The sequence below is a fragment of the Stenotrophomonas sp. 05L413 genome (assembly GCF_056397945.1).
The window spans coordinates 293,115-313,538 of the sequence record NZ_JBFTOL010000007.1 but is presented as its reverse complement, the minus strand read 5'-3'; the positions used below and the strand labels follow the sequence as shown (position 1 = coordinate 313,538).

Annotated in this window: 17 protein-coding genes; 10 read left to right on the top strand and 7 right to left on the bottom strand. The window is 58.5% G+C overall.

Translation table 11 applies throughout. From position 1 onward, the window contains the following. Position 1 precedes the first annotated feature (1 nt). Positions 2–1,282 carry an abortive infection family protein gene (locus tag AC1DIQ_RS16980; protein WP_478050472.1) on the top strand — a complete coding sequence of 427 codons (1,281 nt, stop codon included), beginning with the start codon at positions 2–4 and terminating at the stop codon, positions 1,280–1,282. Positions 1,283–1,292: 10 nt separating this feature from the next. On the opposite strand, the gene AC1DIQ_RS16975 is transcribed toward AC1DIQ_RS16980, so the two are convergent. Beyond that, the gene (locus AC1DIQ_RS16975; RefSeq protein WP_478050504.1) at positions 1,293–2,180 is read right to left on the bottom strand and encodes a hypothetical protein; all 888 of its coding nucleotides are present in this window, start codon (positions 2,178–2,180) and stop codon (positions 1,293–1,295) included. Between AC1DIQ_RS16975 and AC1DIQ_RS16970 the strand changes: the two genes are divergently transcribed. Next, complete coding sequence (locus tag AC1DIQ_RS16970) at positions 2,125–2,619, top strand: H-NS family nucleoid-associated regulatory protein (RefSeq protein ID WP_478050500.1); 495 nt, start codon at positions 2,125–2,127, stop codon at positions 2,617–2,619. The genes AC1DIQ_RS16975 and AC1DIQ_RS16970 overlap by 56 nt on opposite strands. Before the next feature lie 449 nt (positions 2,620–3,068). On the opposite strand, the gene AC1DIQ_RS16965 is transcribed toward AC1DIQ_RS16970, so the two are convergent. Continuing rightward, positions 3,069–3,446, bottom strand: coding sequence for a DUF2513 domain-containing protein (locus AC1DIQ_RS16965; protein ID WP_478050471.1), 378 nt, complete (start codon positions 3,444–3,446; stop codon positions 3,069–3,071). Positions 3,447–3,518: 72 nt separating this feature from the next. Here AC1DIQ_RS16965 and AC1DIQ_RS16960 point away from each other — a divergent pair, with 72 nt between their 5' ends. Beyond that, positions 3,519–4,328 carry a hypothetical protein gene (locus AC1DIQ_RS16960; protein ID WP_478050470.1) on the top strand — a complete coding sequence of 270 codons (810 nt, stop codon included), beginning with the start codon at positions 3,519–3,521 and terminating at the stop codon, positions 4,326–4,328. Between the two features lie 295 nt (positions 4,329–4,623). Here AC1DIQ_RS16960 and AC1DIQ_RS16955 read toward each other — a convergent pair whose 3' ends face one another. Further along, on the bottom strand, positions 4,624–5,409 hold the full coding sequence (locus tag AC1DIQ_RS16955; protein ID WP_478050469.1) for a site-specific integrase: 786 nt from the start codon (positions 5,407–5,409) through the stop codon (positions 4,624–4,626). A gap of 151 nt (positions 5,410–5,560) precedes the next feature. Beyond that, positions 5,561–6,952 carry a site-specific integrase gene (locus tag AC1DIQ_RS16950; protein WP_478050468.1) on the bottom strand — a complete coding sequence of 464 codons (1,392 nt, stop codon included), beginning with the start codon at positions 6,950–6,952 and terminating at the stop codon, positions 5,561–5,563. 353 nt (positions 6,953–7,305) lie between these two features. Here AC1DIQ_RS16950 and AC1DIQ_RS16945 point away from each other — a divergent pair, with 353 nt between their 5' ends. Both AC1DIQ_RS16945 and AC1DIQ_RS16940 read left to right on the top strand, forming a co-directional pair. Next, positions 7,306–7,452, top strand: a complete 147-nt coding sequence (locus AC1DIQ_RS16945) for a hypothetical protein (protein WP_478050467.1) — start codon at positions 7,306–7,308, stop codon at positions 7,450–7,452. 60 nt (positions 7,453–7,512) lie between these two features. Beyond that, positions 7,513–8,274, top strand: coding sequence for a hypothetical protein (locus AC1DIQ_RS16940; RefSeq protein WP_478050466.1), 762 nt, complete (start codon positions 7,513–7,515; stop codon positions 8,272–8,274). A gap of 108 nt (positions 8,275–8,382) precedes the next feature. On the opposite strand, the gene AC1DIQ_RS16935 is transcribed toward AC1DIQ_RS16940, so the two are convergent. Further along, positions 8,383–8,712 carry a YegP family protein gene (locus AC1DIQ_RS16935; protein ID WP_478050465.1) on the bottom strand — a complete coding sequence of 110 codons (330 nt, stop codon included), beginning with the start codon at positions 8,710–8,712 and terminating at the stop codon, positions 8,383–8,385. Between the two features lie 936 nt (positions 8,713–9,648). Between AC1DIQ_RS16935 and AC1DIQ_RS16930 the strand changes: the two genes are divergently transcribed. The 3 genes from AC1DIQ_RS16930 to AC1DIQ_RS16920 all read left to right on the top strand — a co-directional run bounded on the left by AC1DIQ_RS16930 (position 9,649) and on the right by AC1DIQ_RS16920 (position 14,295). Beyond that, a complete protein-coding gene (locus AC1DIQ_RS16930; RefSeq protein ID WP_478050464.1) occupies positions 9,649–10,968 on the top strand; it encodes an SIR2 family anti-phage-associated protein in 1,320 nt (439 codons plus the stop codon). A gap of 41 nt (positions 10,969–11,009) precedes the next feature. Beyond that, a complete protein-coding gene (herA, locus tag AC1DIQ_RS16925; RefSeq protein WP_478050463.1) occupies positions 11,010–12,734 on the top strand; it encodes an anti-phage-associated helicase HerA in 1,725 nt (574 codons plus the stop codon). Positions 12,735–13,785: 1,051 nt separating this feature from the next. Beyond that, positions 13,786–14,295, top strand: a complete 510-nt coding sequence (locus AC1DIQ_RS16920) for a hypothetical protein (protein WP_478050462.1) — start codon at positions 13,786–13,788, stop codon at positions 14,293–14,295. Here the strand turns inward: AC1DIQ_RS16920 and AC1DIQ_RS16915 are convergent. Both AC1DIQ_RS16915 and AC1DIQ_RS16910 read right to left on the bottom strand, forming a co-directional pair. Further along, on the bottom strand, positions 14,231–15,166 hold the full coding sequence (locus AC1DIQ_RS16915; protein ID WP_478050461.1) for a hypothetical protein: 936 nt from the start codon (positions 15,164–15,166) through the stop codon (positions 14,231–14,233). The genes AC1DIQ_RS16920 and AC1DIQ_RS16915 overlap by 65 nt on opposite strands. A gap of 130 nt (positions 15,167–15,296) precedes the next feature. Next, a complete protein-coding gene (locus AC1DIQ_RS16910) occupies positions 15,297–15,779 on the bottom strand; it encodes a hypothetical protein (protein ID WP_478050460.1) in 483 nt (160 codons plus the stop codon). Between the two features lie 455 nt (positions 15,780–16,234). On the opposite strand from AC1DIQ_RS16910, the gene AC1DIQ_RS16905 reads away from it, so the two are divergent. Together AC1DIQ_RS16905 and AC1DIQ_RS16900 are read left to right on the top strand one after the other, a co-directional pair. Then, positions 16,235–18,901, top strand: a complete 2,667-nt coding sequence (locus tag AC1DIQ_RS16905; RefSeq protein WP_478050459.1) for a UvrD-helicase domain-containing protein — start codon at positions 16,235–16,237, stop codon at positions 18,899–18,901. 186 nt (positions 18,902–19,087) lie between these two features. Then, on the top strand, positions 19,088–19,885 hold the full coding sequence (locus tag AC1DIQ_RS16900; protein ID WP_478050458.1) for a lysozyme inhibitor LprI family protein: 798 nt from the start codon (positions 19,088–19,090) through the stop codon (positions 19,883–19,885). Positions 19,886–20,424: the final 539 nt, after the last annotated feature.

Below are 20,424 nucleotides of genomic sequence, written 5' to 3'. Positions count from 1 at the left end.
GGTGCTGAGGAGCTCTATCGACGATCAGGCGCTGGAGCGGTGCCTCGGGGCCGCCTACGTCCTGCTGCAGGAAGGTGGGCACTCCGACGCTGCGGACCTTTTGCGCACGTCCACGGCGTCTATCCAGCATGAGAACTCCGACAACTGGAACGGCGGCACACACTACTGGAATGTCATGCTCGAAGTGCCGGCGCCAGAGTTCGCGCGCTTACGACCTAGACTCAAGGACGTTTGCGAGCAAATCACCGAAGCATTGAGCGAAGCTATTCCTTCCAATGGTCACGACTACTTCGCCGCCCGATTGGTCCCGATCGTCGGGCAGGACGAGGATTGGCGGGCAAAGTCTCCAGTGACTATCCTGCGCGCCGTTCGTCGAAACATCTTGGACGGGCTGCGCTTGGAGCAGGTTAACGTCTTTGGTGCGCTGGACGATACCGAGTTCCTCAGTCGCATTTATGAGCTCCGGCGCTTGCCTTCGGGCGATCCGCGCTACAAGGATGCGGCAGGTGACATCTATCAGCACCGGGTTAACAATTCCGACTGGGACGACTATTGGATCTTTGACGACGACCGCTTTCCTCTGCTCGACGGCCCTGCCGATACGTTTCTGCGGTTTATTTCGGAGATGGTCCACCCCGTCGTGCGTCCCGATCGCGAGGAAGCAGCGACCATCGTTGAGCACCTCAACGATCAGTTACGGCAAGCCGGTTTGCAGTTGGTGGAGGTGGAGCGCATCGCCGGGCGGGCTCGGTATGAGCCGCGCCAGTTGACGTCCAACGGCCACGGGGCGTTCGAGCGCGGGAGGTCAGCAGCGGACTCATTAGACGCAGGCGCAATCGCCAAGCAGATTCAGCGAATGGAATACGCGGTGGAGAGGGACCCTGAGCTTGCCATTGGCAGCGCTAAAGAGCTAGTTGAGTCCTGCTGCAAGACTATCTTGGGCAAGCTTGGGATAGAGATCGGCAAGAGCGACGACATGAATGATCTGGCTAAAAAGCTAGCCAAGAGCTTGGACCTTGTCCCCGAGGGTATTGATGACCAGGCCAAGGGCGCCGATTGCATCAAACGCATCCTAAGCAACTTGAACCAGATCGCCGGCAACTTGGCCAACCTTCGTCGCCTCTACGGCACCGGGCACGGAAAGGACGGCAGGCACCGCGGCCTTCAACCCAGACACGCTAGGTTGGCCGTTGCCTCAGCCGTCGCTTTCGTTGATTTCGTCACTGAGACGTATCGAGAGCGCCAAGAAAGGGCGGTCAAAGGTCCAGCCGGTCAAGATTGACGTCGTCTCTTCAGAGCGCTTGGAGGTCAACGTCGTGCCATTGCCGGATGTCATTTTCCACTTCATCCCAAGTTTCTTGAAGACGCTGGAAATCGCCTGTATAGAAGGGCTGGTCCAAGTGCGCAAATTGGTCGAACTGTGGGTGGGGGAGGATGCTGCCCACACCACTAAAGCAAAACCATTCGCCGACGACCTGGGAGATCTGCGCCAGCTCCTTTAGGGCCGCTCGTGCATCAGCGAGGTTCCATTCCTGAAGTTGCCGGCCGGTTCGGCTGAATTCCGTTGCGGCGTGGGCGATCTGAACATTCACGTGCTCGACTACAGCGTCTAGTCGAGAAAGCCTAGCCTCGAGGGCATCGAAGACTTCCGCCCTGATTACGTCCTCAGGGTTTGCGTCCTCCGGAGATGTGCCGCTCAGCCAATCGAATGTCACATGCCGTTGCCTGGAAGGCTCACAGTCGAGTTCGCGGGCGACGTTCATGTAGCCCGCCTCCCGCTGGGACAGGACATGCGCCCAATAGCGCTCATCGATGGCCTTCCAGTCATACTCTAGGCCTGCAATATCTTCAACGAAGACACGCCGAGTGATTCGATGGCGGACAGCTTTGACATCATCAAGAAGCCCGCCCAAGGAGCACACTGCTCTGGCCCCATGGATGGACTGCCGTTCCGCTAGTCGCCGGACACCTTGCATCATGTTGTTCCAGAAACCAGAGACCAGCATCTCAACAACCATTGCGTTAAGCCGCTTGCCCTGAGCATCCTCTGGTGCCGAGTTAACCATCTCGACCACGCATGCAAAGCTAGCCAAATCCCACGACAGCTTGGAAAGTCCCTTCGTGATGGCGTTGTCGTCAGTGTCATATACGGCTTTCCAGTGCTCGATTCGCTGGCGCATGTGGCTATACCTGTATGCGGTTGAGAAAACTTGCGTGGTTTCGGGTCGGCATGAGTATCGCAGCCCCAGCCTAACCAACGTCGCTTTTCCTGGAAGAATGCTGCCGCTCCCGCCAGTGCTAGCCAACGCATGCTCTGTGCTGGATAGGCCAAATCCTGCCTCCTACCCAGCCTCCGTGGAGGGACGCAAACTCGGTTCGGTCGCACCGAAATACAGGCTGCCGACCGGTGAGACTTGGACGGGACGCGGTCTGTCCCCCAAGGCCTTCTCTGCTTGGGCGAAGTCTGCGGCAGGCAAGGCCTGGGCCTGGGCCAAGGCCAAGGCCAACCCAGACGCGAAGTCCCCCCACAGACGGTGTAAAGGTTGCTGCGCCAGTGGTGAAGAAAGCCGCAAAGAAAGCCACGAAGGTGGCCAAGAAAGTCGCCCGGAAGACCGTTAAGGAGCCCGGCAATGCCACCTCTGGGAAAGCGGCGAAGAAGGCCTGATCCTGCGCGGACTCTTCCCTAGGAAGAAGAGCACGCTGTCGCCGCAGCGCAAGGCCATCGCCGCCGCCCACGTTTTGCTGGACAGCGCCGATTGCCCCTAGACGAAAAGGCAGCTGGTATGCGTCTGCGTAGTTGTAGTGGACCCGGCTGGGGCGGTTGACCGTGAAGAACCCGCGATCAGAGCAGGCTTTGCCTAACGGGTCCGTGGAACACGCTAGGCCAAGGTGGCACCACCTAGCTCGGCGATCGCATCCTCCCCGAGGGTCAACATCGGGCCCGCCAGCCTGAAGTCCCGTTTGCGTCAGTGGCCACGCGCGTCGCCCCCTGAGGACGAGCTTTGCCGCATCCGTGCCGAGCTGGCCGGCGTTCAACATCGAATTGCGTAAGGTTCTCAGGCTCTCAGCTAGGATAAGCCGAGCATCTGCTTGGCAACGGATGCGCCAACCTGGCTGATGACGTCCAAGCTGGCGGAACCGCCGACCTTCGCAAGACGCTCTTTAACTTTGGCCCACACGGTATCGTCGCGTAGCGCGGCGATGAAGTCATGGCCAGCGGGTGAGAGGCGGTTAACTACTACAGCCAAGGGGATAGTTGGATCGCTTCCACTGGATGAGTAGCGGGGTTGTGGCCCTTCCGCATAGCCGGCTCGGACAACGAGGCCTAGGTGGTAGGCAACTTGATCCCGCGTGTAGCCATCAACGACAAGATTGTCATTGACGTAACTATTAGCCTGTTCAAGGATCAGCATGAGATTTCTGATCAAATCATCGTCGCGTGTCATGGTTAGCTCCTCTAGTAGAGCCAGCGTGCATCGAGACTGTCGCAGAGAATGAGACTGGAAGGTGGATTCAGAATGAAGGCTCAGTATCGAACGCGCGCGCGCGAAGCCACGGGCCGCGCGAAGGCGCTTCTAGCAACCGGCTTGGATGACCAGCTGCGCTATGCGGCCTTGGAGTTGCGCTTTGCTATGGAGGCGTTGACCTATGACCGCGCGCAAGCCTATTCCAAGGAAATCCCGCCAGAGGAGATGGCGACCTGGCAGCCGGACAAAGTAATGAAAGTGCTTTTGGAGATCGAGCCAACTGCGGACAGCAGCTACACGCTCAGGATCGGCGAAGAGCCGTATCCAGGCGGCACCCCCAAGCAAATGCACACGTTGGGCGTCGATACGGTGTTCGGACTGGCCGACCTGAAAAAGCACTATCACGCGGTGGGATCTGTGCTGCATACGCCAACGATGCAGCAGCTACAGCGGGCTAAGCCGCTGGATGCCGCCAAGCTTCGGATGCGCCTCGAAGCGATCGCACAGGACCTCACCAAGTCCTTGGATTCACCAGTTCGAAATGCCACGTTCAGCAGTTCTGCGAGTCATCTGTGCCAGAGATGCGAAAAGCCGATCAGAAAGCGTTTCCCGATCGGTCAGCACTCTGTAGAGGCTAAGTGCTTTTCCTGTGGCGCCTCGTATCGGATAAGTCTGCTGGACGATAGAAAGGTGTCGTGGGAGCCATTGATGAGGCAGGTTAATTGCCCCACTGAGAGCTGCCCGGGAGAGATTTGGCTCTGGCTGGACGAAGTTCGGCCAGGCACACAATGGTCTTGCTCTGAGTGCAAGAGGCCCTACCGCATGGGGCTGGGCATCATGCCCGATACACGCCCCGGATGAAGGATGCAGGGGCTGTTCGGCATTCTCCTATTTAAAGGCGTGTGCATTCGTCTCAATGCTTGCGCTGGTGAGCTCCGCTTTCCTAGGTCAGCGGTGATGGTCAACATGCTACCGGCGCACGCGCGAAACGCGCCACGGATCGAGTGTAGAGCGGGTCCGCAGCCGACGTGAGGCTGGCTGCGGGGCGCCGGGGAGGTCCCCGCGCGTGAGCCTCAAAGATTCCAAAGTTCGCTTTCTCGCGTCCCGCTCTGCGCCCGACAGCTGAAGCCTTCAGGGGGCTGGAGCTGATGGGGTTCTACTCGGCGCGGTAGCGAGGCAAATCCAAGAGGCCTTTAGCACCTTTGTCCATCAGGCCCTTCAACTTATTTCCCCTAAAGCTCGCGAAGAAAAACTGCTTGTGGAACCTCGTGCACGGATCCGCGACCCTCAGCAGTTCAGCGATTCGCTCCCTACTCACTTCTGCACTGTGCAGTCGCCATGCGTAGCTGCGGCGCAACTCTGGAAAGCCGCCGGACGCGATGCCAAGGGAGCGCAGGTGACGCGCGAAGCGAGCCCTTAACCATGCTGTCCTCTGGTCAGCCGACCGTTGTCCGTCGCAGGGGAAAAGTTGTTTTTCTCCCTTCTGGGCCACTGCTGTGACGTAGCCCATGAATCCGGCATCAAGCAATGACTGCGGCACAGGGATCTTCGAATGCTTGGTGAAGCGTCTGCGACTGCGGGTGGATTCAATATCCTCGAGGTGAAGATTTGAGCCCTCCCGGAGTGTGATGCAAGCCACTCCGTCGCAATCCACGACATCCTCTACAGCGATGCGCGTGGCCTCCGAAGCTCGGATTCCCATGCAAAGCGCGAGCAGGGGTGCCCAGAAGAGGAGCGGTTCGGTGGCCCACCGCTCGTAGCTGGCAGAGGCGAATATTTTTGCAAGGTCGCTCTTGTTGAGGCTCTGCCGACGCGACTTTGGTGCCCATTCAATTTCGTCGGCAAGAGTGGGCGAGCTCTGCCATCCGATCGCCTCTCTCCGAGAAAGATGGAGACCAGGAACGGAGGGGGAAGAAGGGGTGGTGGGGGGGTTGATGCTCATTGAGTAGCTCCGATATAGGGGATGGATTTAAAACAAGGCTTGGGCGGGGCAGTGATGCCGCCCTGGGTTTAAAGGGAGGAAGTGCATTTCGACCGTTGAGCCGGTGCCGTGAGCCTTGGTGAACTGCATCCTGGGCTTCACCTTTGAGGCATCACGGATAGAACTTGCGTGGGTCTGCCAAGGCTCCGTGGAACTGCCCGGCTTTGTAGTTCGGCAACCGCACGTTGGGCCGATACTGGTCGAGGACCTGGATTTGCTTAATCCGCGCGACCGCTGGCTTCTTGTGGAAGTAGGCCTCGTGCAGGACCGGCACCCTCTTGCTGATGGAATGGCCGGTGACGAGGGCGATGTCCTCATCAGCAACACCTTGGTGGTGAAGCTCCGTCGCAATCGTGTGCCGGAATGCATGGAAGCCCACCCCCTTAGGGAACCCCAGATCTTTCATGTAGCGGCTGAACTGATTGAGGATGCCTTGGCTGTAACGGGTGTTGCTCTCTCCAGTGTCGCGCCGGACGCCGGCCGATAGGTGCGGGAAGAGCCTTGGGTGGCCGCAGGCCCGGATGTCTTCTACGAACAGCAGGAAGCCGGCGTCGAGCAGCGGTTGAGGGATAGGAAGCGTTCGAACCGCCGATTTGCCTTTCAGGCTCTGACGGCTGCGATTGCGATCTTTGTGACTGAGGTCCGCGTCCAAGGTCTTCTGGATGCGGATGCACCACCTCCCGCTCTCTTGGGCGACATCGATCAGCTTCAACTGAGCCACTTCATTGATGCGGGCCCCGGTGTAAAGCCCAATCATGGGCACCCACCAGCGGTGCGGGGCTTTCATGGCCCAGGGGATGAACGTATGCGGCGCGAAGATGCGCTGAAGGTCGGCCTCATCGAACAGCCGCTCTGCTTTGTCGGGGTCGATGACCAAGTCCTTCTTGACCTCCGGGAAGACACGCATGGGCGATACTGCGATGGCCTTGGCTTTCTCCAAGCGTCCAAAGAAGGACACCAGAAAGCGCCGATGCTTCTCAGCGGTTGCGGGCGCAGGAGGGCTGACTCCCAGCGCTTTGCCGCGGGCCACGGCTTGGTCGAAGTCGTAGTCGCGATACTGCGGGTCAGACAGTAGGAGCGGCGGAGACCATCGCATGAGGTCCCAGAGCCGATAGATGTGGACGTGGTCGATGCGGGAAACGGAGATGTCGCCACAGGCCATCTGCAGCAGTTTCAGAGACCGCGCAGTGGATTCGATGGTGTCCCGTGCTAGGCCAGTGCGTTCGCGGTCCGCAAGGTAGTCGCGGATCTCAATGGACAGCAGGCGGGCAGGGGCAGCCACCGGCAAGGGCTCGGGGTAACGCGTGCCGTCCTTGCTTGGGCGGAGTCTGCGAGTCCGCTCGAAAGCGTCGTTGATGATCCCTTGCGCGTGAAGAGCCGCTTCTCGGCCAACGACGATCATTTCGCCGATACGGACGCGGCCAACACGAACGTTGGTGAGCTTGAGCGTCCCAGTGGGGTCGGACAAGAAGGAGTTGAGGTGTTGTTGAGCGGGGTAGGTCACTGCGTTGCTTCCATCTGAAGATGGAAGTAGGGATAAGTCAGGACCAAAATTCGTCAACCAAATTTAGCGACTTTTGTAACGTCTTAGACTCGGCCGGCGGTCTGCAACTTTTGGCTTAAGATGGCGAGATTATTCCGGGCGAAGTGCCGGGCCAAATTTCAATAAAATCATTTACTTAATAATCTCGTTGGTCTTGCTCATCGGAGTCATTACCGTACTGTTTAACTGATATAAGCTAACCAAGCTCACTTTATGGCATGAACGCCAGATAAATGGAGTGGGCGTATTGTTAGTTTGTAGATATGTTTTTCATATGCTCGGCTTGCCACCACATGGTGGTGAGGAGAGACGGCATGGCGAAGAACGAGCAGACGGGCCCGAAGGCAGCGAAGGCCGCAAGTAACGTTTTGCGTGATGATCGAACCGGCAGCAAGTCCAAGACGGCAGCGGGCTCTGCCCTGAGTCAGGCCCCTGACAAGGGCAAGAAGGGTAAGAAGTAGTTTCAGGGACCGGCACCGACTGGTGCTGGTCTTTTCGCGTGTCTGGACATAGGAGCGAAAATGACAGGGATTATCTCAGCTGCACCGCGAACGGACCATGAGGCAAGAGTAGATCTGACACGCCACAAGTGGCCTGACGCCGTCCGCCTCATACCGTATTGGGGTGACCTCTACTGGGAGGGCATGGATGGGGAGCGGGTCCTGCTGCTGGGCGAGTCCCATTATCGGAAAGAGGGGTGGAGCGATTCGCTCGAAGTGACCCGTCCGTTCACTCAAGACCACTTCCGTGAGATGGCCTTGCCCGTGCGGAAGGACGGCGACGGGCCATTCTTCAAGGCACTCGACTTGGTGCTCGTTGGGCAGCAGGACTTTGACCTTCAGGAGGCGGCTGACTCTTGGAAGCGAGTGGCATTCATGAATCTCTCCCAGTCGTTAGCCGGCTCCCAGGCAAATCATAGGCCGCGAAACGAAGCGCTGCGAGAGGGAGGCGACGTTTTAGTTCGGGACATCCTGCCAGTGCTAAAGCCGACCGTTGTCCTTGTACTGGGTCGGATGACTTGGTGGTTCCTCAGTCATGGCCGACGTGAACCCGCTTTGAGTCCATTCATCGCGAAAGAGGTGAACCGGAAGAGCGGTCGCCGTCGATACGTCGAAGAGCGTGATGTTTGGTCATTGGACTACAAAGGCGGCTCCGCCCTCATGACCTGGGTCTATCATCCGTCCTGGAATGTGGACACTTGGCGTGATCGTTCAGCGGCGCTGCGGCATCTCATTGCGCTGTCTAAAAAGAGCTGCGTGGAAGACCTGCGATACAACGGTTAGGCATTGGCACTGCCCATTAAGGGCGTATGCAGGCCGACTATCAATTTAACGCGAGTAAGGCCATGGTTCGGGCTGCGGGCGGGCAGTAAATGCCCGCCCGCTCTTTACTCAGGTCAGATCGTCCACAGGAGCGGCGGGGCCGTTAGTCTTTACCGACTGGATCCCCGTCTCGCGTGCAGTAGTGGACGAATACTGCTCACTCGTTCCGATTCGCTCCCCATTAGCTCCTTTCAAGTTGAACATAGGAAGCCCATTGATCGCGTTCTTCCGCTCGTAGCGAGCGTCTACAGGAGAGTTCAGTCGAACTGAAGCAATTCCGGTCTGAGCGCCTTGCTTGGTGGTGTAGAGCTCGCTGGTCAGGATGGTTTCGCCATTTCCTGCCTTGAGGACAAAACGATATTGAACGCCTGACCGACTGAGGATGTATCGAGCTGCCATGCTAAAACTCCTTTGGTTGAGAAGAGATGCCGGGATTGGCATCTGAGGAACAGCAACGCGCATCATTTGAGAATCTAGGTGGCGAATGTATAGCTCAGGCGTCGAGCATGGCTTCGATCAATCGAGGTGCACTCGGAGGCCGTAATCCTTCTAACGCTTTTCCCAAGGGGGAATGGCGCGGGCTTTACCTCTAATGTGTCCGCAGCTTTTGCGGATAGATGGGCGGCCACCACCCCAACTCTTCTTCCGCTGGCATTTGCCAGTGCTGAAAGGTGCAAGCATCTGCGGCACGTAACCAACTGGCGCGATCGCCTAAAAAACCTTCCATCGTGGTAGGCGTAACGTCCTATTTTCTTCGCCATCGATCACGTCCCTTGTGTCTATCGGTGCGATAGGAAACCCTAGCGTTCTCAAATAGTGATGCCTGTCACGCTTTTGAGCAAGTGGGCGTTGGTCTTAGCCCTCACCCCTCAGCAATACCCTATGGGGAGTTCAAAGCGTCCTTCGTGACTATCGAACCGGCAGTAATTCTGCGGAGGGGCAGGGCTCTGCCCTGAGTCACTACCCCCGACAAAGGGAAGAAGTAAGTCTTGAGGAGGCCGGCGCCGCATTGTGCTGGCTTCCTCCCGAGCTGTAGCCCCTGCGCGATGCCATTGAGCTAAGCTCTGGCAAAGGTGTGGCTATGGAGAGCAGATGACCATCTTTCGGGTATACGACACATTGTTTGGGACGTGGATGGGGCGTCGGTGACGCTTCCATCCGAAGTCGAGATCGCCTGCGTTGACATGGAGTTCCTGCTGGACGCTCTATCCGACGCCCACGGGTGGCTGGTCAAGGCCTTTAAAGTGGCTCGGCCAACAGGTGGCGGGGGAGCGGCTTAACGCTGCGCTCAAATACCGGCGCCTCACCCTGTCGCAGGGGAGGACCACGACATGGATGAAACAGGGGGTTGTTATGGGTATTACTGCGTATCGCGGCGGCAAGCCGATTACGGACGAGCTTGAGCTGCAGGCGTATCTCGCATCTCTTTTACGACTGGAGAACGTGGGTCTGCTGCTGGGGGCAGGGGCGTCCTGCTCTGCCGGCGGGCAGACGATGAGGATGCTGTGGAGCAGATTCCTGGTGGGCAGTTCGGATGAGGCAGGCTGGCTTTTGTCCCAGGGGTTCATCACGGATGACGAAAAGAGATTGCCATTGCCGCCGCTTCCGCCCCTGGGGCCAGGAGTTCCGGTTGTTCCGACCAATCCATTTATCCCGACTCATGTTGCCAGCTTGCCCAACTTCGAAGTGCTCCTCGACAGGCTTGAGATCGCCATCCTGGAATGGGGGCGACAAGGCAGTCCGGAACTCGTTCAGGCACATAAGGTAAGGTCGGCCCTGTTTAGAGCCGTTGTGAATGCAGCGACGCTGAAGGAAGATTGGTGGAAGTCTCCTTTGGGTGCAGACTTGGCTGACGAGCTGTGGGCCCACCGCTCAATTCTCCAAAAACTAACTGCCGCTCGCCAGCCTGGCCAGCCGGCGCCGTGGGTGTTCACGACCAACTACGACTTGGCTATCGAATGGGCGGCAGAGTCCGTGGATCTTCAGGTCATCAACGGCTTCTTGGGTGTGCATAGCCGCCGTTTCTCACCCCAAAGCTTCGACCTCGGGTTCCGCAATGCCCAAGCCAAGGGTGAAGCCCGTTTCGGTGTCTATAACATCTACCTGGCCAAGCTCCACGGCTCGCTGACCTGGAAAGAGGTTGACTACAGCTTGTATGAGGTCCCGGCGTCTGAAGCTTGGCGCGATATCGATGACTTCTTGACTGGCTGCACAGAGGAGTTGAGCTATCTAGTTCTTCCGCGCGCAGCCAAGTATCTTCAGACCGTCGGCTACGTCATGGGCGAAATGCTGCGGCGATTTGCGGAGTTCATGGCCCGCCCTCAGACGGCTCTGATCATCAATGGCTACGGTTTTGGCGACGAGCACATCAATCGGCTCATCCGCTCCGCCTTGCTCAATCCCACGCTCCAAGTGGTCGTGTATCTGCCTGAGTTCAAGGGAGACCCCGCAGCGGCGGACCTTCCGCAAACCGTGCGAAGACTCCTTGCTCTTCAGACGCCGCGCCTGACCATCGTTGGTGGGGGAAGTAGGGCCTTCACGAGCGCATTGGCAGATGATCTTCCCGACCCAACGGTCTACGATCAGGAGCTGGCAGATCTGCGCAGGCGACTGAAGCCTGAGAAGCCGGACGGAACCGAGGACGACGAGCCATGAGGAGCCGCCAAGCCATAGGCTATGTTGTCCAAATCGATGGCGTGGATATCACGCTGAACCTGATGGATGTCCATCGGGGCCAGTTGGCTGCTCACGTGCATGGCGTGTCGGTCGTCACTGAAGTCGGCAGCCTCCTCGGAATTGAATCAGGGGGGCGACTACTGGTGATGAAAGTCCAGTCGTTGTCGTTTGCTGAGCCTAAAGAGGTTCACCGGTTCGGATTCTCGGGGACTTCGGTTTCCTCCGAGCCCCTGCGACATCTAACGGGGCTGGTTGTTGGCCGGCTGCGCCGTGAGGCTGGGCGGTTGGTGTTCGTTTCGGATTCGCTTTCCTCGCCGGCGTTGGGTGCTGAGGCCTTCCCGCTCACCGATGACGAGCTCTCATCGATTCTGGGCGCCTCGGTTGCTACACCGGCAGACATCCACTTAGGTGATGACCTCCGAGGCGGTGGTCGTCTGACCGCCGACCTACAGAGCCTAGTCTCCAGGCATGTGGCGGTCCTTGGCAGCTCAGGGCAAGGCAAGAGCTGCTTCACTGCTGCGGTGCTCCAGCAGGTCGCGAAGATGCCTAAGGCGCGCGTCGTCATCTTCGACATTAATGGTGAATACGAAGACGCTTTTCCCGCGGCCAACTACCCTCCGGGTGCCATCAAGGTCACCCGCATCGGCGGGTCGGATCCTAACAGCTACCGCATCCCCTATTACGCGCTGGGCCGTCTGGGCCTGCAACGCCTTTTGTTGCCGAGCGACAAGACTCAACGTCCTGCCCTTACCTTTGCCTTGGATCATTTGAACCAGGTCAAATGGTTCCCTGGATCTGGTGGTGTGGGCTTGGCGGCGGATGTGCAAGCTTCGTTGTTCGATGACTGTAGAAGTGACCGCGTATCAGAGGCCCAATCCATCATTGGCAGTCTGCGTGCCGGGACGCCTCCTCCAGCACTCTTGTGGCCTCCCATGCAGGCTCTCGGCCCTTTGATTGCGGATAGCCACGCCATCGCTCCAGCAAGAGGCGGGTTCGAACGCAATGCGTGGAACTACGGCAACATCTCGCCTCTCATTACACGCATTGCCCGTTTCACTGACGACGACATGTTCAAAGACGTCGTCAGCGTGGCTGGCGGTCCGGGCTGTGGTGGCCCGCTTAGCTGGCGCAACGAATCTAAAGCCGTGGTAGAGCGGCTGTTTGGTGGCGATGAGGTCGACTGGCGGGTTCACATCGTCGATCTGCGTCGTGTCTCGCACGACTTAACGCCATTCGTTCTCGGAGCCGTCTTAGAACTCTACGCGTTTGAACTCTTTAACCGTGGTCAGGAGAACAAGCGAGAGACATTGCTGGTGCTGGAGGAGGCCCATCACTACCTGCGTCAGATGGGAACCGGCGACGAAGCCGTGAACAATGCCTTGGCATACGAGCGTTTAGCCAAAGAAGGGCGAAAGTTCGGCTTGGCGCTGTGGCTCAGCACGCAACGCCCGTCCGAGATATCCCCGACGGTGCTTTCCCAGTGCAATACGTGGGTGTCGTTCCGGTTGTCTTCGGAGAAAGACCTTTCCGCCATCCAGTCTGCGAGCGAATGGGCCGACAAGCGGGAGGTGCGAAGGATTGCCGGGCTTGCCCGCCAGAATGCTCTGGCGTTCGGGGGTAGCCTACAGATGGCCACACTGATCAAGGCGCCGACCGCGGATCCGCTGCCTCGCTCGGAAGATGGAAGGTTTAACCAATGGGCTAGCAATGTCGACGAAGAGCTGGATCTTAGCGGACTTCGGTAGCGTGTGTGTCGAAACGCTGGGTACCAGTGGGGTTCAGAGGGGAGGGCAAAGTGGATAACTTTGAAGGGGTGGTTTTGGACTACCTGAGGGCGGATCGCAGACTGTTCATCGACGCCCAGTGCTGCATCCAACTCAATCTTGGTAGCAACCCAGATACCAGCGGCCCGCACCGGTATTGCGATGCCGTCGCTGTGAGCGTCCGCGACCAAACCGCCTACCTGTGTGAGATTTCCTATTCGGCACGCTTGCCTGCGTTGTTGAACCGACTGAGAAGCTGGGATCAGCACTGGATTGGCTTAAAGGAGGCGTTGGCGAGGGATTGTGGTATCCCCGCCGATTGGACGCTTCAGCCATGGCTATTCGTTCCCAACGCTCGCGTGGATCGCTTGCTTTTAGGCACGCGTGCGCTATCACTAGTGCCAGAGCCGCGGGTAACAGCCTTGGGGGACGTCCTCCCTTGGCGCTACCGATCTTGGGACCGTGGGGATTGTCTGGATTCTGGCTATGACTGACTTCAATCTCCAAGCACCTAGCTTTGCTTTGCTCCAAGCCCCCATGGCCTGTTGGAAGTGTGGCTCAGGGACCTTGGTCACTGCCATCTGGGTGCCTCGCCTGACAGAGTTCGATGAGGAGGGCGAACTGGAGGTTGCTGATGCTGCGGTCCTGCAATATGTCGAATCCTTGGACGCAGCCGTCGAGGCGTTCGTCGTCCAGGCCGCACCACTCCTGCGTATCGGCCAGTCGCAGACTGCCGGCGTCAATTATTGGGCTAACCATTGTTCCCACTGTGACGCGCTCCAGGGAGACCACTTCGTGATGGGGGTAAGTGGGCCTTTCTTTCTCCAATCTCGAGATGAGCTGTCTTCGCTGACGGTCCACCCGGGAAGCAGCGATCTCCGAGCGATTGCCGGGTATTCGGAATCCAACTGGATGAGTTGGATCTCTAACCAAGTGGAACGGGGCCGATTAAGTCCAGGTGCTAGACGCATTCAGTAGGGGCTTGACGGCACCAGAAGCTTGTTTAGCATGCCGATTTTTGGCGGGGACGCAAATGGCGATGGTCGAATCAGTTATCTGCGATGAAGAGCGCTTCTGGACGGAGGTGTTCAAGGTCGGGCTGAACAAGTTCGACGTCACTTCTGCGCTTGCAAAAGCAGATGCGGCACTTCAGCTGCATAGATTTATGTGGACCAAGGAAAAAGAGGGGCTCCATATCTCGTTTGCTGCGTCGAATTCCGGCCACGAAGAGCACTGGAACGCTGGCGGATTTGGGGCTGAAAATTCCGATGCTCTCCCATTTCGCAGAGCATCGGCCATGGATGTATGGTCTGCGGCCTTTTCCAAAGAATGGGCTGAAAGTTCGTCGCTCGCGTCTGCGGCTACCCAAGCTGACAGTGCTTTGGATGGCTATGCGAGAAAGGCTGGAGTTGACGTTTCGAGTCTATATGCTGCCGGCGATGCTGCCAGTAAAGCGGGCTGGCGCTCTGTATGGGACATCATGGACCACGGCGGTCGTACGCCGACTTCGGTTTGTTCACATCAAGTGACGGATACCGGCTAACGGTTGGCTTGATACCTGGAGTTGGCGTTAAGCGACGCTCCCGGTACGCGGTGATGACGCTCATCAACTCAGTGGTGTTGGATATGTGCCTGACGAAGCCCTGGCTCCCGATGAGCATCATCTTCAAATCTTCTTCGAGCACGTCTTTCTCACAACCATCGGACTTCCTTTCAGTGCATAGGAAGTCGACGTAGATTTGAAGTTCTTCCACTTCCAAGCCCAACTCCAGTAGGTCGGCGGATCGAACAGATGTGGCAGTCGGCTGCTTGTGGCAGAAACGAGCTGCCAGTAAGGGCGAAAACAAGTTTGCCAGGGTTAGCGGCCAGCGAGGATGAAAAACCGCCCCATTTGTTAACCCGACAGTCAACGAGCTCAAAAGGGTAATGGCGTGCTGGGAACTTGGGCGCCCTGAGTAGCAAGAGCCAGGCCGTTCAAGGGTTGATCCGGCCGGCAGGGCTTTCAAAGCTGTTAGAAGATAAGGCTGCAGAAAAAGCTGTTCCAAGTGACTCTGAGTACCTGCGGTCTCTCCCCAGTAGGCAAAGAAGTGCCCCCTGGTGCTTCGGCTCAGCTCCTTCCTTGACTCGATTGATCCGTTATTGCCCTCGTCGATTGCTGCCAGGTCCATAAGCTTCTTATAGGCTCGCTTCGGGCCTTTGCTTCCCACCCACTCGCTTTCGCAGAAGGATTGATCCGGTTTGATCTCCAGTAGAGCGAATTTCTCGCCGACTTGATGAACGCCATCGCCCATCTTGGATTCCGCATTTCCATCCAAGGAAATATTTAGCGGGGGAATCTCCGCGCCCGGATTGGCTTGAAGCCACTGCGCGTCGCGCAGCGCTAAAACCACACCCACTTCCCAGTGATTCTGCATGTCGGTAGCGCTCCCTGGCAATGAAGGTTTCTGCTCAGTGTACCTGCGGTCTACGTGTGATGGTGTCTAAGGTGTCTAAGGGCCGCCAGTCGGGGCGGCGTGTCGGCGGCGAGTGGGTAAAGGGGGGGAACTACTGCAAGGATTTGGTCGCCGCGGCCAGCTGCGCTTTGGCGGACCGATATGCGTCATTGCTCATCAATAGCGCCGCGCAAGCTCTCTGCCGATCTTCGCGTCGGCGAGGCTCGTCCTCTTTATATAGAACTATCTCTCGATCGAGGTCTGCCAACTCTCGATCACGCTTGGTTTGGTAATCCGGGTCCGACATGCGCCTCTTTGCCTGGATGAGCAGCTCAGCAGTGCCGGCTTCCCCTATCTTGACCAACTTGTCCCACTCCTCGTCGGCCCTCAGCTCGCCAATGCGTATCAGACGCTGTCGAACCTCGTTGGAGTCTCGGGTTTCCAGCTCGCGGGCCTGGTCGCATTGCTCGCGACTCTGGGCAGCTTGTTCGCCAAGCCTTTCCACTTCTTTGCGAAGGTCGCGGTTACTGTCGCAAGCCGTCAAGACCAACGCCATGAGTAGGGCAAGGATGGTGGGTGTGGCTGGAGTGCGCATGTTCTTCCTTGAGTTGGTCGCGTCTTCCGATGGAATGCCTCGTCATGGCCTTTTTGAAGACTGAGTCCAGCAAAGCCAGGGGCGGTTCCTACAGGCTCTGGCGCCATTTTAGGGGGTTGGTCGGCTGGACTCCAAGCCTGTCGTTGGAGCCGACTCCGTAGTCAACCAAGGGTTATTGGCCTCGAGCTAGGCTGCCTCTCAGTCGATCATGACCTGCTGCTTCGCCAGACGAGCGCGGCCTCCCGAGTCTCCTCGGTCGGCGCACAGTTGGCCGGCTTTCGTTCAATAACAGCACACCCTCAATAATCTTGGGGACGGATGGGCCTCGATACACAACTGGTCAGATTGCGCGATATTCGCCGTGGGTTGGCGTCCCCATGGCATCATTGGCTCCCCCCAGGGCGCGGGGCAGAAGGACCGAGGGTGGGGCAGTGGAGTTTCTAATATTCATTGGGGTGCTGTGGCTTCTTGGTGCGATCTTCGGCAAGAAGCCACCTAAGCCTCGCCCGGTCGATCCAAAGGTGGCGGAAGAAGCTCGCGCCAGCGCAGCTCAATCGCAGGCCGCCTTTGATGAGAAGCTCAAGCGATGGATCGAAGAAGCTCTGGCCTTTGCCGGTCAAGGGCGCTGGATTCCCAAGGGAACGGCGAGCCGGTTTCTGGCATCCCACCCGGCCCCCAAGCATCAAACCAAGACTTGGAAGCAGGCTGTTGGGGATTCATCACCTGAGGAAACCCTGCGGCTGCGGTATGGAAAGTCGAATAGCCAACACATGGTGATCCAGAGGGTCGTGTGCGATAGCTTCTTTAGGACGGTGGAGAAGAACCCTCTCACCGAAGAGCAGATCCTTGCTTGCATCTGCATGGACGATGCGGTGATGGTCGTCGCCGCGGCCGGTTCGGGCAAGACCTCCACGATGGTGGCCAAAACTGGCTATGCCTTGCACCAAGGTTTGGCCAAGCCCGAGCAGATATTGCTGCTGGCTTTTAACAAGGCTACCGCCGAGGAAGTGGGCGTTCGCATTGCAGAGCAGTTGAAGGGGGTGCCTCAGGTGGAGAGTGCCCGATCCAGCACCTTCCACGCTTTTGGCATTGACGTCATCGCGAAGGCCACGGGCAAGAAGCCGTCCCTGGCCCCTTGGGTCGATCCCGGTAACCCCGGCGCTGACGTAAGGGAGGTGGGCGACATCATTCAAATGCTGAGCGAACAGGACAAGGCTTTCAAACGTGACTGGGACATGTTCCGGACCGTATACGCGCGGGATGTCGGCAAATGGGGCCAACCGGATGAGCCCGAGGCCTACGGCAACGGCGCGCGTGGCTTCCGTACGGCCCGTGGTGAGGTGGTCAAAAGCAAAGAGGAGCGCACGATCGCCGACTGGTTGTTCTACAACGGCGTGGTCTACGAGTATGAGCGTGCATACGAGCACGATACGGCCGACCACCAGTTTCGGCAGTATTTTCCAGACTTCTACTACCCAGACATTCAGCTGTACCACGAGCATTTCGCCCTTAACGGGAAAGGGCATGCGCCCAAGCAGTTCAAGGACTATCTGGCGGGGGTCGAGTGGAAACGGGAGCTCCACGCCAAGTTCGGGACCGCCCTGTTTGAGACCACATCGCATGGCCTGCTGACCGGCGAGGCCATCCCTGCCTTGGCAAAGGCACTGCTGGCGCGCGGCGTGCGCCTGGTCTTTGAGCCTGACAGGGAGGGGGGAGGACTGTCGCCTGTGCAGGCGCAGGACTTGGCCCGCTCGTTCCGGGTGTTCCAGCAGCACGTCAAGAACAACGGTCTGACCCGGCAAGATCTGCAAGCCGCACTGATAGCCCAGTCTCAGGACGGGTTTGGTGCACGCTTGCGCATGTATTTGGCGCTCTACGAGCGGATCGCCGAGGAATGGGAGCGACGCCTCCAGCGCGGCAACTTCATCGACTTCGAGGACATGCTGATCTTGGCGGCTAGGCACGTGGAGTCTGGTGCCTACAAGAGCCCGTTCGTTCTTATTCTGGCCGATGAGTTCCAAGACAGTTCACGGGCCCGCATTCGGCTGTTGAAGGCGTTGTCGAACCAATCTGATCCGCCGGCGCACCTCTGCGTGGTGGGCGACGATTGGCAAGGCATCAATCGTTTCGCTGGATCTGACATCACCGTGATGACTGAATTTGAGAAGACGTTCGCCCACGCCACGCGCTTGTCCTTGGGCACCACGTTCCGGTGCCCCCCGGAACTTTGCGATATCTCCAGCGGGTTCATCCAAGCCAATCCCGCGCAGATCAAGAAGAAGGTCAAGACCACCAATCCGTTGACCAAGACTCCACTCCTTGCCTACGGATTCGCGGAGCAGGCGAGCATCGTGGGGTATGTGGAAAAGCAATTGGCCCATATGCATCACCTAGCTGTCAGCGGGAAGCTGACGCCGCTCAAGGGGCAACACATCACCGTCATGCTTCTGGGGCGCTACCGGGATGACAGGCCGGGTGCGTTGGAGGTGTGGCAACGCCGCTTCGGCGACAAGCTGCGCATCGAGTATCGAACTGCCCACGGTTCCAAGGGGTTGGAGTCAGAATACGTCTTCGTCCTGAACGTGGTGGAGGGCACCCGAGGGTTTCCAAGCCAGATCCAAGACGACCCTGCGCTGCAGTTGGCCATGCCGGCACCCGACCCCTTCCCTGTGGCGGAGGAGCGGCGCCTGTTCTATGTAGCCATGACCCGTGCCCGTAAGCAGGTTAGGCTGTATACAACCCTCAACCAGCCTTCGCGCTTTCTGGTGGAGTTGGTGAAGCAAGGGCACCTCAAGATCGAACCCATCGATGGTGTGGCCTTGGAGCCGTGCCCACAGTGTGGGCGTGGGATCCTGCAGCTGCGGTCGGGACCTTACGGCGACTTTCACGGATGCAGTCGCTTCCCCGCTTGCACCTTCAAGCTCAAGGCGGACCAAGACGCGTCTTTGAAAGTCCAGGTCAAACCTCGAACCCAGCGACTGCCAGCGAGCACACGAGCAGGTGACCAATGCCCCGTATGCAAACAAGGGGTGCTTCAGTCGCGGAACGGTCGCAACGGCTCCTTCTTGGGGTGCTCCCGGTTCCAAAGCGGCTGTAAGGCGACTCGAAGCCTATCGGGCTGATGGGCTCGTGTAGCCGTACACGACTAGGGTGCTGCCCTGCATTTGTGGCCCAGCCCCTAAGACTTAAGCGACGGCGAACCGCGCCCGATCGGTCCCCTCGGGGCTTGTATGCTCTGAAAGCTAAAGAAACGACGCATCAAGCCGATATAACATGAAGTTATTCCAGCCAGGTTGCGCGAGGACAGGATGTCGAGAAAGATCATTGGTTTTGGTGTGGCGTTGATCCCGCTGTTGCTGGCCGGTTGCGGCGTGAGCAAGCCTCCGGCTTGTGGTGATGAAAGCACGCTGGACTTGGTCAGAAGCATCATCCAGCGGGAGCTGGGCGCGGGCAGTTCCGCAGCGTCCCTGGACGCAAAGGCGTTGCGAGAGGTTCTGCCCATTTCCTTGGCGCACCCCACCAGCTTCGACGAGGCAATCAGCCGCTACAGCTGCGAGGCGGACCTCACCGCGCCGTTCAACAACCCTGGCCAGGACGTCTACAAACTTAGGCTCGAGTACACCTCTCAAGTCGTCGACGGTGATCACTTAGCGGAGGTGCGCGTGCTTCCTGGTGATCTCATCGGCATAGGGGCTGCGATCCGCTCCAACCTTCAAGGCAAGCAGAAAGCGCCTGAGCCCACCGCCGCTCCGCTCGCAAGTGAGCCTGCACCCGCGGCGCAGGAGGACTTTGACGACTTGGCATCGGTAAAGGCAGATGAGTACACGGACGTCGAGGAGGTTGAGCCTTCGTTGGGTGCGCCCAGTCCTAGCTTTGACTGCTCCAAGGCATCATCGTCGGTGGAGCAAATGATATGTGCCGACGGTGAGCTGGCCCGGCTGGATAGCGCAACGGCCGAGGCCTTCAAGGTGGCACGTTCCCATTCCACTGATCCCAGTTCTGTGAGCACTGATCAGGGTCGTTGGAGACGCGAGGTGCGCGACGTGTGCGCGGATACGTCGTGCGTGGGCGACGCCTACCGTGTTCGCTTGGCCGAGCTCAACTGAGCATACCCTGCATGCTTGGCGATGGGTCAATTGGGTCACCAGCGCTGGGTGCGGTCATCGCCCGCGAGGGCCGGTGGCGGGCTTGGAAGCGCGTTGCCTTCATGAACCTCTCCTAGGCGTCCGCAGGTTCATAGGCAATTTACGGCCGCGAGATTAAGTGCTGCGATGGCGGCACAGGATGTCGTCGTGGTGCTGGGCCGGACCAGTGACGTCCTTTGAGATGCGGCCAGTATCAGCCAGACACCCGTCCATTCGTGGCTTCAGCTGTTAGCCGAAGGACTTATCCGCCATCCAGTCCACAATCGAGTGGGCGGACGAGCTGGAGGTCCGGCGCATCGCTGGTCTGGCCGGTCATGACGCGTTGGCCTCGTTAGGAGCTTGCAGATGGCGAAGTTAGTGGTGGCGGCGACTGTGAATCTATTGCCTCGGTCGGAAGATGGAAAATTCAATCAATGGGCGAATGCCGAGGGCCCCACGCTGGACCAACGTGACTTGCTTTAATGGTGGTATCAACTGCTATGTGGACAATCCAGTCTAAC